The organism is Chryseobacterium sp. BGARF1 (genome assembly GCF_001677955.1).
Taxonomy (GTDB): domain Bacteria; phylum Bacteroidota; class Bacteroidia; order Flavobacteriales; family Weeksellaceae; genus Chryseobacterium.
This window is the reverse complement of sequence record NZ_LELA01000042.1, coordinates 1-18,189: the sequence shown is the minus strand read 5'-3', so window position 1 is coordinate 18,189 and position 18,189 is coordinate 1. Positions and strand designations below refer to the sequence as shown.

Below are 18,189 nucleotides of genomic sequence, written 5' to 3'. Positions count from 1 at the left end.
TCACAATCCAATCATTGAAACTCTTGACTGGCTCACAAGGATGCATCGTTGACTCTTCAACAATGGAAATCGAATCTTCAATACTCATTTTTGAATCTTTAAAAATCAAAAACGACTCTTTTAGACTGGTTGATGAGTCTAAAAGAGTCGTTTAATACATTCTAAGATTTGCTTTATTCTTTTTTAGGAGCTGCTTTATTTCCTTTTCTTGTAAATCTTTGGCTAAGGTCTTCATAAATAGGTTTTGCAGTGGCAACCCCTTTATCAAAAGCTTCTTTTGTGGTTCCGTAATAAAGAAGAGCCGAAACCAGAGCTTCGCTTCCGGCAAGAGTAACGGTATCTTCAATATCTGAAGCTAATTGAGTTGCTAAATTACCCAATGGGCTAAGGTTGGTAACTACAGCTTCATCTTTTAAAAATTCGGCTTTATCCATGTAATTGGGGATAAATTCGGGATTGGTTTCCATGTAGTTTTTTACTTTCTGTACAGTGGCTACGGTTTTATCGCCCATTTTAAAAAGAGATTTTCTTTCTTCTACACTAAGTCCTTGAAGATAAGGTGAAAGCAGTGTTTTGCAGTCTTGTAATTTTTGATTTACCTCTGCAATTATAGCCAGAGGTATTTCTACACTGATTTGATTTTTTGTGCTCATCGTTTGTGAATTTAATTGTGTTAAACAATTAAAAATAAGAAATTTAAGGATAGGTTGCTGTATTTTTTTTAATAAATAGTTAAATTAACTCATCTGTTGAATTAGATCCTTCTTTAGCTCCCATACTTAAAAGGAAACCAACTATATCATCATTTTCTCCATTTTTAGCAGCATCCAATGGCGACATTCCATTATTACCAATCCCATTAATGTCTACACCTTCTTCCAATAATCGTTTCACTTGCTCAATGTGACCATAGTAGCACATTTCAAGTAATTCCCATATTTTATCTACGTTTTCCAATTTACTTTTTATTCCCATTCTGTTACTACTTTCAATAGGTGCTCCATTATATTTTTCTTCTCGTAATCATTAAATTTATCTGAAGTTAAAGCACTATTTAAAATATAATCGCCTGAATTGTAATCTTCATTAAAAATGTTGGTAATATTTGAAACTATTTTGTAAAAATCATAATAATCATTGTAATCTGATTTATCTTTATCGATTAAAACTTGCATTTTTTGAAGGTAATATGTTTTTATTTCATCAAAATACTTGTCTCGAACAAGAGGTAACAGTTCTTCGTTTCCTTTTAAAAACTGTTGTAGGGCGTTTTTATATTGTTGGTCAGAATATTGAATTGTGTCGGTGGTGATGCTTTTTTGTTTATAATGTTTTATAAAATCAGGGTCAGGAAGTAATCCATTTTCTATAAACCAGTCTACCGTTTTTTCAAACCGTTCTTTATCATTTTTCAGATGCTCTATTTTTGAGATTGTTCTTATTTGATGGGCTATTTTCCTGTATTTTTCCAATTCTATTCCCTGTAAGACCAAAAAAGATTGATATTCTTTTCCATTTTTTCTAATGAAGAAAATATGAGTGTAGGCGGTCCAGTTATTAGCTTCGGTGGGTTTCATAATACATCCTCCTTCATTGGTTATCAGATCCGAATAATAATCTTCATTGTCTAAATATTTTCTGGCTGTGAGGTTTTTTGGTATCGTAGAAAGCCTGTTTTTTAAGATACTGTCGATTTTATTTATTTTAATATATGTTTTATTGGTAAAATCATTGAGGCGGATAGTATCAAAATCGAAATCATAGCTAACGATAATTAAATCACTTTTAAGGATTGCCTTCCGAAAATCTAAGTTCTGAGCATAGCCACTGATGGCTAGAAATAAAAAGAATAGTATTTTCAAATTTTTCATGTAAGTTTTTTTAATCAGATTAGTAAAACGCTGTTGCGTATTATCAATAAATCAAATATAACAATTATGTCAAGATGTTTATTCTTGATAGAAAATTTTAGAAGGTAATTTTAAATAGATTCTAATTTAAAAGCAACCCGAAACCGCAGGACACTCTTTATTTGCATTTCTTCTACATTAGCTGAAAATCAAATCAAATGAATCATCCAAAATATACCCGCAAAGATTTTTTAAAAACTTCAGCTTTAGGAATTGCAGCGGTGTTTTTGGGTTCATCATTTACTCAAACTTTCGATTTTTCTGATAAACCTTATTTTAAATTAAAACCAATCGGGCGCTCATTAGAACTCGAAGGCTATTACATTTGGTGCTCTTCTCCTATTTGGGGTGAAGATGGAAAAGTACATCTTTTTTATTCCCGTTGGAAAAAAGAAAAAGGAATGGGTGGTTGGCTTAATGGCTCTGAAATTTGTAGAGCAGTAGCAGATTCTCCTTTTCATAAATTTGAACATAAAGAAGTGATTCTTCCACCAAGAGGTGGTGAGTTTTGGGATGCGACAACCTGCCATAATCCTTTAATTAAAAAAGTAGAAGGCCAATATTACCTGTTCTTTATGGGGAATTCCAACGGAAAAACAAATACCAAAAGAATCGGATTGGCGGTTTCAAAAAGTTTGAATGGGGAATGGAAAAGACCGGATCAACCTTTACTTCTTCCTGGAAAAGACGGTTCTTGGGACGATCATTGTACCACAAATCCGGCTTTTGTAAAAGGAAACGACGGGAAGTATTGGCTTTTTTATAAATCCTGGAACACTGAAGAATATGAAACTCAAAAAGGAACAGTTCGAGGCAACCGCAAATACGGCTTGGCAAAAGCAGATTCTCCAAGTGGACCTTATACAAAGGTTTCTGAAAATCCTGTGATTGATTTTTCAAGCTTACCCAACAATGCACAATTGGAAGATGCTTTTATATGGAAGCAAAATGGAAAATTTCACATGATTGCCCGTGATATGGGATTTTATAACCACGAATATGGCTTGCATTTAACCACAAAAAACGGAATTGAATGGACAAAACCTGAAGTTGCTTATCTTAATATGCAGTTTTATATTAAGGAAACAACCCCGCCAAAACATTTAAAAAGATTCGGAAGACTAGAGCGTCCAATGATTTTGATGAGTAAAGATGGGAAAAGACCTCAGTTTTTATTTGGAGCCACGCAAGGTGGTGCTTTTGAAACTTCTACAACTTTTGTGTTTGAGATTTCGAAGGGTTAAGCTTAAACTACATGGGTTTTAAAACCTTGTCAAAGTTTTAAACTTTGACAAGGTTGATCACAAAGGATATTTTTCGTTCTGAAATATAATTTCAAAATTCTACAGACTCATTTAATTTTAATATTTTTGAGCTTTAATAAGTATTTGAGCGCATGGATTTTGAAGATTTTATCATTTCACCCAGAAATTTCAGGACAGAAAACTGGCAAATCGGAAATAAGATTACCAAAGAAATAAAAGAAAACAGCATTGTGCTTCTTTTTGTTTCTGATTACAGGGGAGCCGATGGTAATGCTGAAGTACAGGATTTTACGGCGGTAAGAAAAGAATTTTATAAGCTTTCTCAACTCGATTTTGAAATTCCGGTGGTTGATCTAGGAGACTTGGTTTCCGGAAAATCGGTGCAAGATTCTCACTATATTTTGCAGGAAGTTTTATCGGCTTGTCATTACAAAGGAGCTATTCCGGTGATTATCGGAGGTTCTAATGATTTTGCATTCTCATTATTTTCGGGTTTAAATTTTCACCAAAACAATATTAATTATACTCAAATCAGTAACATTATTTCCCTAAATCAGGGCGAAATGATCAACGAACATACTTTTTTAAGTAAGATTTTAGGATCGAAAAGCTTTTCTATTAAAAATTATCATCATTTAGGTTATCAAAAGCATCTTAATGAGCAGGATTCGGTAAAGCTCATCAAAGAAGTGGAGTTTGATATCATTCGTCTTGCAGAAATGATGAATTCTACTGAGAGAACCGAGCCCTTCTTTAGACAGGCAGATTTGGTAACGGTAAATTGTGATGCGATTGAAAGTTTTGGTGATGCATTTTCTATGAATCCTCAAGTAAATGGTTTAAACCGAAGAGAAATCTGTGCGTACATGAAAGAAATCGGCCTAAGCGAAAACCTGAAATCTGTAGGGATTTTTAATTATAATATTTATTCTGAGAACCAACTCAATCATCAACTTTTGGCACAAATGCTTTGGTATTTAATTGAAGGAATAAATATACAGAGATCACATCCTAAAGAAAGACATTACGAAATGTATTATGTTTTGATTGAAGACCGACAATATGCCTTCAAGCGCGATACATTCAGTAATTTATGGTATTTTGGGGATGATGAAAACATAGAAAATTGTATTCCGTGCTCGAGAAGTGATTTTGATGAAGCCAAAAAAGGCTGGTTAAGCGCAAGGTTTACAAAAATCTAAGCAATGAAAAACCTTCCCTCAAAAGTTTCTGTCATTGTCCCGGTTTATAATGTTGAAAACTATCTGGCTAAATGTCTTGATTCTTTGGTGAATCAAAGTCTTCAGAATATTGAGATTATCGTTGTAAATGACGGAAGTAAAGATGGGTCGGGAAATATTATTCAGGAATTTTCAGAGAAATATTCCGATAAAATAAAGGCTTTCAGTAAAGAAAACGGAGGTTTGAGTGATGCCCGAAATTTTGGAATTGACCAAGCAACAGGAGATTATCTAGGATTTGTGGATAGTGATGATTATGTTTCTAAAACGATGTTTGAGGAAATGCTGAATCTCGCCGAAAAACATAATGCCGAAATGGTAATTTGTAATATTCAGAAAGTAGACGAAGAGGGAAATGTAACCCAAAAGTTGACGCAGATTCCCAATATGCCTGAGAAAATTGATTTGGAAGCCAATTTTTCTGTATTTTCAGATTTGAGCTATTTTGCCTGTAATAAATTATTTAGAAAAGAACTTTTTGCTGATAAAAGATTTAAAAAAGGAGTTCATTTTGAGGATATTCAGTTGATTCCTCAGCTTTTACTTGAATGTAAAACTTTGGCACAGACACAAAATTTTCATTATCAATATCTAGAAAGAGTAGATTCTATTTCGAAAACCCACAACGAAAAAGGTTTGGATATCTTGAAAGCTGTAGAAGATGTGGAAGTGTACTTTAAAACTTCAAAATATTCTTCAAAAACAAAGGAATTGCGAGGTTTTCAAATTTTAGAAGGAATTTATACCTTTTTAGCTTATCTTGCTTTTGTTAAAAATGAGACCCAATTTTACAAAATGTCTCAAGAACTCGAAGATTTTATAAGAAAAAGAGATGTTAAAATGAAAGATATATTGTTTTACAGTCGTTTTGGTAAAAATTATATTTTATCTTTACCCCTGAAAAAAACTATATTTTATCTGCTTTTTTTTGCTAGACAGAAAAAACTAATAAGGAAACTAGTATAGACACAAATAAAATTTCCGGTATTTTGAAATTGATTTTTGAAAGTGTATTCTTTTTTTAATTTTATTTTAATATTTACTAGACGACAAAGGCCCAAAAGCAATAGATGAAAAATTTTGAACTATTCTTAAATGAAACAGGTATTTCTATTTTTTACATAAAATTAGGATTGGGTTTCTTATCTTCTTTTCTGATAACTTTTTTCTCAATTCCTACGATTATTAAAATCTCAAAACGTAAAAACCTAATGGATGAGCCCGGAGTAAGGAGTTCTCATCTCAGGAAAATCCCTAATTTGGGAGGCATTGCGATGTTTTACTCGATAGGAATTTGTACCTCAATTTTTGCGTACGAAATTTTCGATTTATATAAATTTCTTTTTGCTTCCCTCATTATTCTGCTTTATGTTGGCATTATGGATGATATTGTTGTCATGCGTGCTTACAAAAAGCTGATAGCACAGATTGTGGTATCGGTTTTTATTGTCATTGGTTCGGATGTAAGAATTAGAAATTTATTTGGAATTTTTGGAATTTACGAGATTCACTATTTGGTAAGTGTGATTTTTACAATCATTACTTTTATTATTCTCATCAATGCTTTCAACCTTATCGATGGGATTGATGGCCTTGCGGGTGGCTATTCTCTTATTTGTAGTGCTCTTTTTGGAATTAGTTATTATCGTTTAGGAGAGTACAATTATCCTTTGGTTATTTTATCAATTGTTATAATTGGTTCGGTATTGGCGTTTTTGTATTATAATTTATCAAACTTGCGGGCCACTAAAATATTTATGGGAGATACAGGATCTATGCTTTTAGGATTTTTGTTGGCATTTACATGTATCTGTTTTATAGATATTTTTATTGATAAAAAAATGTTAGGTGTTCCGAAATATCATTTGAAATCGGCTCCTGTAATAGCAGTTGCTATTCTTATCTTACCTATTGTAGATACTTTAAATGTTATTATAGTACGACTTTGGAATAAAAAATCGCCTTTTGAAGCCGATAAAAACCATATTCACCATAAACTTCTTAAACTCGACCTTACCCATAGAAGGGCTAGTTTTTATATTATATGCTACTACCTGTTTATTGTAGCCATTACCTATTATCTGAGACATATTAATGTAAATCTGTTATTGGTGATTATTCTATTTTTAGGCTTCCTTGGAGCTTATATTCCCGATATTATTTTTCTAATGCGGAATAATAAGCTGAAAACTGATAATTAAATTCTATTTTTACAAACTACATTTATTACGATGAAAATTTATACGTATTTCCTATTTTTAATTTTGCCTTTTGTGTTGGTTTCCTGTATCACAACCAAAGATGTAAAATATATGCAGCCCAGCGAAAGTCTTGTTATCAATGAGGAGGGATTAATTCCATACAATACTCCGGTTTACAGGGTTACCAAAAATGATATGTTGACTTTGAATATTGTGACCACTCCTAAAGGTGATGCCGCACAATTTTATTCTGCATTAAACACTGCAGCAGCAGGGAGTAATAATATTTTATTTAGTGGAAGTGGAGGAAATGGTACAGGAGGAAATGCTATGATTTATTTTAATGGGTTAAAGGTTGACTCTAAAGGGGATATACTAGTTTTTGGGATAGGTTATGTAAAGGCAGAAGGAAGAACAATTGAAGATATCACCAAAGAACTTCAAATTAAAGTAAATGAAAATTTTCAAGACGGAAAATCTGAAGTAAGACTTAATACAGACGGGATAACCTATTACGTGTTGGGTGATATTGAAACCACCGGAATTACAGGAGAAAAAAAGGCTCATAAAAATACCTTGACTTTAACAGAAGCAATTGCTATTAATGGAGGTTTAAACAGAACGATAGATCGTAAAAATATCGTGGTGTACAGAAAACTACCCGAAGGCATCAAAAAAGCCCAGATTGATCTTACAAGAGAAGATGTGATGAATTCTCCGTATTTTTATGTACAAAATGGGGACGAGATTTTTCTTACAACTCAAAGAAGAGCGCTCAACGGCTTTGGAAAAGATCCTATACAAACGCTTATCAGTGGTGTTTCTGTGATTACTACAGCGCTATCAATTTATCTACTTATTAAAAACCTTTAATGTATGATTCCAGGAAAAGAAGCTTTAGTAGGTAAAAATGAGCCGCAAAAAGAAAAATTTGGATCATTTGCTTTATTTGATATAGAACACTTTTTAAGAAGAGTTCTGAGGAATTGGTATTGGTTTGTACTCATGCTTTTTATTGGTTATGCTGTATCTTGGTTTTATGGGAAGTACTATGCGCAGAATATTTATGCATCAGATTTAAAATTAAGTATTTCAAACAATACCGCAAGTTACTTTACACCAAGTCAGTCTATTAATTTTATATGGGGACAAAATGGTAATCAGGATGGTATTTATTTGAAAAAAATGTTGCTGTCTAGATCTCACAACGAGTTTTTGGTAAAAGAATTAGGCCTTTTTGTAAATTATACTACTAAAGGAGCCATAAAATCTACTTATTTGGATAAAAATGACTCCCCTGTATTTTTGGAAGTAGACCGAAAGCACTTGCAACAAGTCAATTATTCTATTACTCTAACGCCTAAAGGAGGAGGTGCTTACCAAGTAACTTTACCTGAAGAAGGGCAATCGGGGTACCTATATTCTTATGATTTTGAAGGTTTTCAGAGTATCGAAAATTTTGGAAGGCCTGGTGATAAAACGATTAAAGTAAACGAATGGTACACTACTCCCAATCTTAGATTTAGATTGGTTCCTAACCCGGTGTCACCTTCTATTAACTATGAAAATATTATTGTAAATCTTTCCACGGTAAATGATGCTGTAAACGGAATTGTTTCTACTGTGGGTGTAGATTTTGATAAGGAAATTAATAGCATCATGATTATCTCTAAGACAGGTTTTAATCTAAATGGCACCGTTAGTTTTCTTAATAAATCAGTGGCTGAGCTTCAGAAAAAAAGGTTTAATGATAAAATACAAGTTGATCAAAATACAGGAGCGTATTTGAAAAATAGTTTGGCTGATATTAGAAAAAAACTAGATTCAAGTGCGGCATATCTTAACTATCTTAAGGTTTCAGAAAAGCTCTATGATATTTCCAACAGAGACGAAAAATCTTTGCAGAAAATAAAAGATTTGGAATCTAAAAAAGCTGACATACTGAGTAAAATGAATTCTTTAAACAGTATCAGAAATTCTGTAGAATCTCAAGGTTTCGATAAAATGATAAGTCCTTCGGCGGCAGGTTTTGATGATGGTCTTTTTACAGCATCTGTTTCTGAGCTAAAAGCGCTTTATCTTAAGAAAAGAGAATTATCATCAATTTACACTCCCAATTCAGAGCCTATTAAAGAAATCAATCGCTTAATTAGCGAGGCAAAGACAAATTCTTCAGGATCTCTTAGAAATGTTCATACTGTATATATTACTGAACTTAATAAAATTGAGAAACAGATTCTAGAGACTAGTTCAGATCTTACTACCTATCCTGAAAAGCAAAGGAAATATCTTGATGCTGAAAGAGGCTATAATATGATTGAAGCCACTTACAATAGCTTGCTAAGCAGGCAGAATGAAAGCGAGATGAGGCTTGCTACCAATCAGTCTGATATTACAGTAATTGACCCTGCAAAAAATCTTGGGCAAGGTCCTATTGGTCCTAATGTAAAAGGAGCAAAAATGACAATAGTAAGTGGGTTTCTTGCTTTTCCGCTGATTTTAATTCTTTTGGGAAGTCTTTTTGATAGTAAAGTAAGGAATATTAAAGAATTACTAAGCGCTACCAAAATCCCGTTATTGGGTGTGATTGGTAATAATAACAATGAAAATATGCTTACTGTTCTTAATACTCCAAAATCTTCAGTTGCAGAAGCTTTTAGAGGTATTAGAGCAAATATGAGATTTTTATCGGGAGAGGATGATAAAAGTAAGGTAATCTTGGTGACTTCATCAGTCGGAGGGGAAGGGAAAACATATGTTTCAATAAACCTGGCTTCAGTTTTAGGTTTAAGTGATAAGAAAACTATCTTATTGGGAATGGATTTACGAAAGCCAAAAATTTTCGGTGATTTTAATATTGATAATAAGCTAGGGATTTCAAATTATCTTACAGGAGAAACAACGATTGATCAAATCATTAATAAAACCAATATTCCAAATCTTGATGTTGCTACTTCAGGACCGATTCCTCCAAATCCTTCGGAACTTTTAATGAGCGAACGAAATGTAAAATTAATTGAAGAGCTAAGAAAACTCTATGATTTTATTATTATCGACTCACCTCCTGTAGGGCTTGTTGCCGATTCTTACGAATTAATGAAGTATTCTGATGCCAATTTATACATCGTACGTCACGAATATACCGAAAAGTATATGCTTAAATTGATTACTGAAAAGTATCACAATGACGAAATCAAACATTTAGGGTTTGTTTATAATGATTATGTGACAAAGCAGGGATATGGCTATGGTTATGGTTACGGATATGGCTACGGATATGGCTATTTTGATGAAGATAAAAACTATACAGAGCCGTTATTAATTAAAATAAGAAATAAAGTGAAAGCTTATTTTGATAGAAAATAATAGCATTTGAATAAACAAATTTGTTATTCGTAAATATCATTAGAAGTATTAAAAAAAGAATAAATTTCCCTCTTTTCCGTTTACTTTATAACAAATTATATTTTTTTGTTTATTTTTAACTAAACATTAAGATTATCATTAATATAAAAATGTTTTATATTTGCAAAAATTAATTTTTAAAATAACCATAAATCCATATTCTTTTATGAATAAAAAATTATTGTTTAGCTTCCTTACCCTCCTAGGAACGGTGGTAAGTTTAAAAGCACAACGAAATGAATTGGGAATTCGCTTAGGGATGAGTAATCTTGTCGGCGACATAGGGAAAACCAATTACATTTTGCAGCAACCTTTGGATTTGGATAGAGCTTCAGAGTGGGGCGTTCCTTTTTATGGTGGTATTTTATACAGATTTAATTTTAACCCGCACCAGACGGTTAGAGTAGACTTAGGTTATAATCAGGTGCAGTTTAGCGATAAGGCAGCAAAAGAAGAGTACAGAAGAAACAGAAACTCATTCGGTAAAAATAATGTTTACGAAGCGAGCATCATGTTTGAGTACAATTTCTTCCCAGTAAATAATGAGCAATTAAGTATGCTGAGCCCTTATATTTTTGGGGGATTTGGAGGTTTAGTTTTTGATGCTCCAAAGGCAACTTTAACTCATGATTTCAGAAGAAATGCAGATGGTGTAGCGCAGGCTCCAATTAACGAATTAGATTTTGTTACCACTACAGAATATTCTATGGGTAAAAAAACAGTGGCACAAATTCCTTTCGGAGTTGGTTTAAAATATAAATTCAATCACGGATGGGCTGTCTTTGCAGAAGCTACTTTCAGATATAGCTTAACAGATCAGTTGGACCACAGCAAGATTCTTGCAAAAGATGTGATTAGTAATTATAATGCAGATATTTTAAGCCCTACAACCGGAGGTTCTTTGCTACAAACAGGAAATTATTATGGAGTCTCTAAAGAAAGAGAAGCTACTTTTATAAAAAATAGAACGGTAGGTGACCCCGAGTCTAAAGATTGGATGAATACTTTCAGTTTAGGATTGACCTATTCTTTTGGTAGACCACCATGTTATTGTGATTAAGAAACTATGTCGTTGATAAAAAAACAAATAAATTCTGAGAATTTACCGAAGCATGTGGCCATCATTATGGATGGTAACGGAAGGTGGGCAAAATCTCGAGGTGAAGAAAGATCTTTTGGTCATAAAAATGCTATTAATGCGGTTAGAAATGCTATAAATGCGTGTAACGAGATTCATATTCCTTACCTAACACTTTATACATTTTCATCAGAAAACTGGAATAGACCTTCTGATGAAGTAAGCACCTTAATGAGCTTACTTGCTGAGACCCTTTTATTAGAAGCTGAAGAGATTTTTACTAAAGGCTTGAGAATGCATGTCATTGGTAATTTAGATAAATTGCCTGTGATGGTAAAAGATCAGTTGCTTAGCGTCGTTGATCTTACAAAAGAAAATACAAAAGGAAATTTGGTACTCGCAATAAGCTATGGCTCACAAAACGAAATACTAAATGCCGTAAAAAATATAAGCTCCGATGTAAAAGAAGGAAAGCTGGAGGTGGAGAATATTGATGAAAAATTATTTGAAAATTATCTTTATACAAAAGATTTTCCACCAGTAGATTTATTGATCAGAACAAGTGGTGAAATAAGGATAAGTAATTTTTTGCTTTGGCAGATTGCTTATGCAGAACTTCAGTTTCTCAATGTTCTGTGGCCCGACTTTACAAAAGATATTTTCTTCCAATGTATTGTTGATTATCAAAATAAGGAAAGAAGATATGGTCTTACAGGCGACCAAATTCAAATTCAGTAAATTTTAAGAAAAGAAAGATTACGATAAAATGAAGTTTAGACTATTACCCATCATTATGTTTGCGGCTTCTGCACATTTTTATGGACAGGTAACTCCACAAGACAGTACAAAGGTTGACGCCGCTACTGTTATGGCAGAAAATCAAACAGGAACTTACACGCTGAAGGACATTGTTGTTGATGGGGTAAAAAAATACACACCAGCTCAGATCTTTAGATTTACAGGCTTATCCAAAGGTGAGACAGTAGATATTCCGGGGCAAAAGGTAAGTAATGCTATCAAAAAACTTTGGGATTCTCAATCTTTCTCTGAAGTTGAAGTTTATGTAGAAAGTATTGAAGGGCAGACCGTTGTTCTTAGATTTTACTTGCAAGATTTGAAAGATCTTGGTGAAGTAAAATTTACAGGAAAAGGTATCGGAAAGTCTAAAAATGAAAAATTAGTAAAAGACAATAATTTAAAGCCGGGAACAAAAATTACTCAAAACCTTGTTTCAAGCCTTAAAACAAATATTCCTAAGGATTACGTTAAAAAAGGTTTTGCAGATGCTAAAATTACAATTCAGGATAAGGTAAATGGGAGTGATCCTAACCTTGTAGACTGGACTATTAATGTAGATAAAGGGAAAAAAATTAAAATCAGCCACATTGAGTTTGAAGGAAACGAAAGTGTTACTGATGCAAAATTGAGAAAAAAAGCTTTCAAAGAAACCAAGCAGAAGAGATTTGGTATCGGTGGTATTCTAAAGTCTTCGAAATTTGTTGAAGAAAAATATCAAGAAGACAAACAGAACTTAATTAATTATTACAACTCATTAGGATATAGAGATATAGCAATTGTTTCTGATTCTGTATGGAGGAATAAAAAGAATAACTACGAAATCAATGTTAAATTGAAAGAAGGTAAAAAATATTACATTGGTGATATTACTTTTACTGGAAATACAGTTTTTGCTACAGAATATCTTCAAAGAATCTTAGGATATAAGAAAGGAGATATTTATGATGCAGTTGGTTTCAATAAAAAAGTAGGAGAAGACGGAGGAAAAGAAGACGATTCTGATATCAAATCGAATTACATGAATAACGGTTATCTTTTCTCAAATGTTACTCCGGTTGAAAAATCAGTAAATGGGGATGCCATTAATCTTGAGATCAGAATTAATGAAGGTGAACAAGCAACTTGGAATAAAGTAACCTGGTCTGGGAATACAACTACTCATGACCATGTAATCTTGAGAGCGTTAAGAACCAAACCGGGAGAGTTGTTTAAGAAAACTGAGATTAAACGAACTTATTTTGATTTGGCATCAATGACATTCTTTGATCCTCAACAGATTGGTCAAGATATTCAGCCAAATCAGCAGGATAATACTGTTGATATCGGTTGGAAATTAGTAGAAAAAGGTTCCTCACAAGTTCAATTGCAGGCTGGTTACGGAGGTAACAGTTTCATCGGAACTTTAGGACTTACTTTCAACAACTTTTCATTGAAAAACTTCCTGAAGTTTAAAGATTTCAGACCTGTGCCTCAAGGTGATGGTCAGACTTTATCTCTTCAGGCTCAAGCAGGACAATACTTCCAGAATTATGGAGTTTCATTTACAGAACCTTGGTTGTTTGGTACAAAACCAACAGCACTTTCTGTAAGTTTAAACAATTCAAGAGTTAATTATAGCCAGTCTGTAGGACCAGACCAGAGGTTGAATATTTTCTCAGCTACTGTAGGGCTAAACAGATGGTTGAAATGGCCAGATGATTATTTCTCTTTATACACAGGGATTCAGTTTCAAAAATATAACTTCAGCAATTACCCTTTTGAGTTTGGTGATACCACAGAATTGTATGGTAACGCCAACAACTTAAGTTTAAATGTTGGGTTAAGCAGAAACTCTGCAGGTATAGATCCTATTTTCCCTACAGTGGGTTCAAATATTGAATTGTCAGGTAAATTTACTCCACCATATTCATTGTTTAGTAATAAAAATTACTCAACGATGACGCCTACAGAAAAATATAAGTGGATGGAATTTTATAAGATAAAGTTTAAAGCTGATGTTTATAACGAAGTTATCGGTAAATTAGTCTTAAGATCTTCTGCTGAAATGGGCTTCATGGATGGTTACAACAAAGAATTGGGTGCACCTCCATTTGAAAGATTCTATGTAGGAGGAACCGGACTTTTCGGAGGTAGATTTGATGGTAGAGAATTAATTCCATTGAGAGGATACGAAAATGCATCTACATATGGTGGGCAGGCAGAAGATATTACTCAGAGAGGGGGAGGTACTATTTATAACAGATTTACGTTAGAATTAAGATATCCGATTTCATTAAATCAAACTGCCAAAATTTATGCACTTACTTTCGCAGAAGGAGGTAACGTTTGGAACAAATGGGGCGATTACAATCCGTTCCAGCTTAAAAGATCTGTTGGTGTAGGGGTAAGAGTTTACATGGGAGCATTTGGTTTAATAGGATTTGATTTCGCTTACGGATTTGATAAAACAATCAGTGGTGATGTTTCTGGAAGTAGAACACACTTCTTAATGAACCAATCTTTATAACAGTATGAAAAATTTTAAAACTCTTTTCACTTTAGCGGTAATTTTGCTTTTTAGTTTTAGCAATGCTCAAAAATTAGGAGTCATTGATACCCAATATATTTTGGATAAGATGCCTCAGTATAAAGAAGCAGAAGCAAGACTTAACTCTCAGATTGATACTTGGGAACAGGATATTAAAAACCTACAATCTCAGTATGAACAAAAAAGAGCTGCTTTCGAAAGTGAAAAAGTTTTATTAATTGGCGACCAACTTAAACTTAGAGAAAAAGAAGTCTTAGATTTAGAAAAAAGTATTCAGACGACGCTAAGTTTGAGATTTGGAAAAACCGGAGAAATCAATCAGCTAAGAGCTAATTTGGTTGAGCCTTTTGAAGACCAAATTTGGGGAGCTGTAAAAACCATGTCAGAGAAAAATGGCTTGGGCATAGTTCTTGATAAAAATAGCCATGTAAATGTGGTTTTCCTTCAGCCAAGATATGATTATACAGATAAAGTATTAACAATCTTATTGAAAGGAACTGAAAAAGAAAAGAAAACAAATAAAAAGTAGTAAAAGTTTTAATAGTACTTAACTTTTACTTAAATTTAAAATCTAAAAACAAATTAATTATTTATTACCCGTTATGAAAAAATTAAGTGTATTATTTGCAGCAGCAATGATGGTTGTCTCTGTTGGGATGGTAAAAGCGCAAAAAATTGCTACTCTAGACTTAGTAACTGTACTTAATGCAATGCCTGAAAAGAAAAAAGCAGATACAGATCTTAAAGCTTTCCTTGATGCTAAAGAAGCTGAAATAAAAAAGAAGGCTGATGCTATGCAGACAAAATATGCTTTGTATACAAAAGAAGCTCCTACAAAAACTGAAGCTGAAAACAAAGCTAGACAAGAAGAAATGCAAAAGTTACAGGCTGAAGCTCAACAAATGAGTGAAAGAGCACAAAAAGATCTTGCTGAAAAAGAAAAACTGGCTTACGCTCCTATCGAAAAGAAAGTGATGGATGCTGTAAACAAAGTTGCAAAAGCAAATAGCTATGAGTATGTAATGGATGTAAACTCTGCAGGTCTTATCTATAAAGGAGGTCCTGATGCTACTGCTGCTGTTAAAAAAGAATTAGGTCTTCAATAATTTCTGAAATTAACAAAGATTTATAAAAACTACCACTTCATTTCGAAGTGGTTTTTTTATTTTTGCGTTATGGAAAAAGAAGTCTCAACGACCGTAAAAGTAAGATTCAGCGATTGTGATCCAATTGGGCATTTAAATAATGTGAAATATCTCGATTACATGTTCAATGCAAGAGAAGATCATGTGGAAACTTTTTATGGGTTTACCTATGAAGAATATACTAAAAAAACGGGCTGTACCTGGATTGCCATTCAAAATGAAATTGCTTACCTTAAAGAAGTAAAATACAATACTCAGGTTGTTATCAGCAGTAAAACAATAGAAATAGGAGACCGAATTTCTAAAGTAGAAATCCTGATGAAAAGTCTTGATGAAAAAACTATTCATGCGGTACTTTGGGTGAAGGTTATTTATTTTAATTTAAAAACAAGACGTTCCGATGTTCATCCAGAAGAGATTATGCAGACTTTTGGAACATTCTATGTCGATTTAGAACAGAAAGACTTCCAATCGAGAGTAAAATTTTTAAGATCACAAAACGCGAAAAATTCATAAAACTATTAAATATGAAAAAAATACTTGTCATAGGTAGCAACGGTCAGTTGGGAAACTGCATCAGAAAAATTGCTCCCGATTTTGAAAATAACTATGAATTTATTTTTACGGATTCTCAGTCTTTAGATATTACAGACGAAAATCAGATTAATGACTTCTTTTATGATCAAAAACCCAATTTCTGTATCAATGCTTCAGCGTACACTGCAGTAGACCTTGCCGAAAAAGAAATTGAAAATGCGTTCGCTGTAAATGCAGAAGGAGTAGAAAATTTGGCTAAAGCTTGTGCAGATTACAAAACAGTCTTCATTCATGTTTCCACCGATTATGTTTTTGATGGTGAAACCAACTTAGATTATTCAGAAGATGACTTTACAAGTCCTATCGGTGTGTACGGAGAGTCTAAACTAAAAGGTGAAGAATTAGCCTTAGAAAATAATCCAAAAACAATTATTTTAAGAACTTCTTGGTTGTATTCAGAGTTCAACAAAAACTTTGTGAAAACAATGCTTAATCTATTTTCGCAAAAAGAAGAGTTAGGAATCGTTGCCGATCAATTTGGACAGCCAACTAACGCCAACGATTTGGCAGAGGCTATTATGACTATTGTAGAAAATTCAAATAAAACTTTTGGAGTCTTCCATTTTTCAAATTATCCAGAAACCACATGGTTTGAATTTGCTAAAAAAATTGCCGTGTTTTCCAAATCATCGATAAAGCTAAATGCATTGACAACTGAGCAATATCCAACTCCGGCAAAAAGACCAAAAAGAAGTACCATGTGTCTTGATAAAATAGAAAACATCTACAAAATTGAGCCAAAACATTGGGAAAATAGCTTAGAAGATTGTGTTAATATACTTTCAAATTAAAATGAAGATAAAAAATACAGCCCTATTTATTTTCATGATGGCGTTTACGTTCATCAATGCACAAAATGTTTTTTTGTCTAAAGTTGAAAAAACAAAAGAGAATAAAGATAAATACTTTTATACAATCGATCCCGCAAAATCTAATGCAGAATATTTGGGCGAAATTGATGTACAGGGGTTTTCAAACGATGACGCTGCACTATTTTCTTCCATTTACAAAAAAGCAAAAGAAATAGGAGCTAATGCTTTTTCTTACAAACCATTTGAAAGTGTAGACGAAAAAACGCAGCCATTTAATCCGGCAAACTACCAATTAGGACTTTACTATATTACAAAAGACGAGCTTTCAAAACCGTCAGATGTAATGTACTTTTTTTCGTCATCTTCAAAACCGCAGACCATTAGCATCAACAAAAAAGATTATGTTTTGCAGCCAAGGTCATTTACCTCAATCAAAGGTGTTCCAGGAGAGATTTATACAGTTTCCACGAAAAAATTCTTAGGCTCTACCATTAAGATTGCTGTCAATGAAAACTCTCAGGCTCAATATTTTCAAATTTCAGCTGCTAAAATTAAATCCAACACTTATGGCGAACCGGGGATTAACCTAAAATCAGGTGATATCATGGGTCTCGACAAATCATTTGGTGATTTCTTAAGAATGATTTACACCGAAAACAAATAATAAGCTTTTCAAATACTATCCTTACCTCTGAATTCATTCGGAGGTATTTTTTTTGATATATAAATAAGTATACTCTCCAACTTTTCTTTAGGAGCTATTTCCCGCTGTCCACTATATCTTTTTTTGCCCACGCTTTTTTCAATCCACTGAAAAAAAAGGATGTCGTTCCCATCGGGGCTACGAGATACTATATAATAAAGACATTCTAGTTTATCCATTCAATTTTCTGCAACCTCGAGAATTGCCCTCCAATTTTTTACCAGCCTTACGCTGTGTCACCACCACCAACGGAATTGTATTAAATTCCCCTCCATTGGAGGGGTGTCGAAAAATCTTTGATTTTTTGACGGGGTGGTTTTTCCCATCTCAAGCTCTCCGCAAAACTTTCCTACCTTCTAAACCTAAACCTAAACCTAAACCTAGAATGATATGATTATATTACGAGCTCCGTAGGAGCGACTCCAACACTCCAACACTCCAACACTCCAACACTCCAACACTCCAACACTCCAACACTCCAACACTCCAACACTCCAACACTCCAAC

17 protein-coding genes are annotated in these 18,189 nt (G+C 33.2%); 14 read left to right on the top strand and 3 right to left on the bottom strand.

Annotated features, from left to right (window positions below; genetic code table 11):
- Nucleotides 1-173: 173 nt before the first annotated feature.
- From AB671_RS07430 to AB671_RS07420, 3 genes are all read right to left on the bottom strand, one after another.
- Entirely contained in the window at nt 174-653 is a 480-nt protein-coding gene (locus tag AB671_RS07430) for a hypothetical protein (RefSeq protein ID WP_066681151.1), read from the bottom strand.
- 79 nt (nt 654-732) lie between these two features.
- The gene (locus AB671_RS07425) at nt 733-957 is read right to left on the bottom strand and encodes an ankyrin repeat domain-containing protein (protein ID WP_157444159.1); all 225 of its coding nucleotides are present in this window, start codon (nt 955-957) and stop codon (nt 733-735) included.
- Nucleotides 958-965: 8 nt separating this feature from the next.
- Entirely contained in the window at nt 966-1,871 is a 906-nt protein-coding gene (locus tag AB671_RS07420; RefSeq protein ID WP_066681147.1) for a hypothetical protein, read from the bottom strand.
- A gap of 197 nt (nt 1,872-2,068) precedes the next feature.
- Here AB671_RS07420 and AB671_RS07415 point away from each other — a divergent pair, with 197 nt between their 5' ends.
- The 14 genes from AB671_RS07415 to AB671_RS07350 all read left to right on the top strand — a co-directional run bounded on the left by AB671_RS07415 (nt 2,069) and on the right by AB671_RS07350 (nt 17,643).
- Nucleotides 2,069-3,154: a glycoside hydrolase family protein gene (locus AB671_RS07415; RefSeq protein WP_066681145.1), complete on the top strand. Its 1,086-nt coding sequence runs from the start codon at nt 2,069-2,071 to the stop codon at nt 3,152-3,154.
- A gap of 152 nt (nt 3,155-3,306) precedes the next feature.
- Complete coding sequence (locus tag AB671_RS07410) at nt 3,307-4,377, top strand: formimidoylglutamase (protein WP_066681144.1); 1,071 nt, start codon at nt 3,307-3,309, stop codon at nt 4,375-4,377.
- 3 nt (nt 4,378-4,380) lie between these two features.
- Nucleotides 4,381-5,382, top strand: coding sequence for a glycosyltransferase family 2 protein (locus AB671_RS07405; protein WP_066681143.1), 1,002 nt, complete (start codon nt 4,381-4,383; stop codon nt 5,380-5,382).
- A 104-nt stretch (nt 5,383-5,486) separates the two neighbouring features.
- Nucleotides 5,487-6,617 (top strand): glycosyltransferase family 4 protein, encoded by a 1,131-nt coding sequence (locus AB671_RS07400; protein WP_066681141.1) that lies wholly within the window; start codon nt 5,487-5,489, stop codon nt 6,615-6,617.
- Between the two features lie 30 nt (nt 6,618-6,647).
- Nucleotides 6,648-7,490, top strand: coding sequence for a polysaccharide biosynthesis/export family protein (locus AB671_RS07395; protein WP_066681138.1), 843 nt, complete (start codon nt 6,648-6,650; stop codon nt 7,488-7,490).
- 3 nt (nt 7,491-7,493) lie between these two features.
- Nucleotides 7,494-9,983, top strand: a complete 2,490-nt coding sequence (locus tag AB671_RS07390) for an exopolysaccharide transport family protein (protein ID WP_066681136.1) — start codon at nt 7,494-7,496, stop codon at nt 9,981-9,983.
- Between the two features lie 205 nt (nt 9,984-10,188).
- Nucleotides 10,189-11,082, top strand: a complete 894-nt coding sequence (locus AB671_RS07385; protein WP_066681134.1) for a DUF6089 family protein — start codon at nt 10,189-10,191, stop codon at nt 11,080-11,082.
- A gap of 6 nt (nt 11,083-11,088) precedes the next feature.
- The gene (gene uppS / locus AB671_RS07380; protein WP_066681133.1) at nt 11,089-11,838 is read left to right on the top strand and encodes a polyprenyl diphosphate synthase; all 750 of its coding nucleotides are present in this window, start codon (nt 11,089-11,091) and stop codon (nt 11,836-11,838) included.
- Between the two features lie 28 nt (nt 11,839-11,866).
- Nucleotides 11,867-14,404 (top strand): outer membrane protein assembly factor BamA, encoded by a 2,538-nt coding sequence (gene bamA / locus AB671_RS07375; RefSeq protein WP_066681131.1) that lies wholly within the window; start codon nt 11,867-11,869, stop codon nt 14,402-14,404.
- A 4-nt stretch (nt 14,405-14,408) separates the two neighbouring features.
- A complete protein-coding gene (locus tag AB671_RS07370; protein ID WP_066681129.1) occupies nt 14,409-14,954 on the top strand; it encodes an OmpH family outer membrane protein in 546 nt (181 codons plus the stop codon).
- 73 nt (nt 14,955-15,027) lie between these two features.
- Entirely contained in the window at nt 15,028-15,531 is a 504-nt protein-coding gene (locus AB671_RS07365) for an OmpH family outer membrane protein (protein ID WP_066681127.1), read from the top strand.
- 69 nt (nt 15,532-15,600) lie between these two features.
- On the top strand, nt 15,601-16,086 hold the full coding sequence (locus AB671_RS07360; protein ID WP_066681124.1) for an acyl-CoA thioesterase: 486 nt from the start codon (nt 15,601-15,603) through the stop codon (nt 16,084-16,086).
- 11 nt (nt 16,087-16,097) lie between these two features.
- Nucleotides 16,098-16,958, top strand: coding sequence for a dTDP-4-dehydrorhamnose reductase (rfbD, locus tag AB671_RS07355; protein ID WP_066681122.1), 861 nt, complete (start codon nt 16,098-16,100; stop codon nt 16,956-16,958).
- Between the two features lies 1 nt (nt 16,959).
- Nucleotides 16,960-17,643, top strand: coding sequence for a hypothetical protein (locus AB671_RS07350; protein ID WP_066681120.1), 684 nt, complete (start codon nt 16,960-16,962; stop codon nt 17,641-17,643).
- Nucleotides 17,644-18,189: the final 546 nt, after the last annotated feature.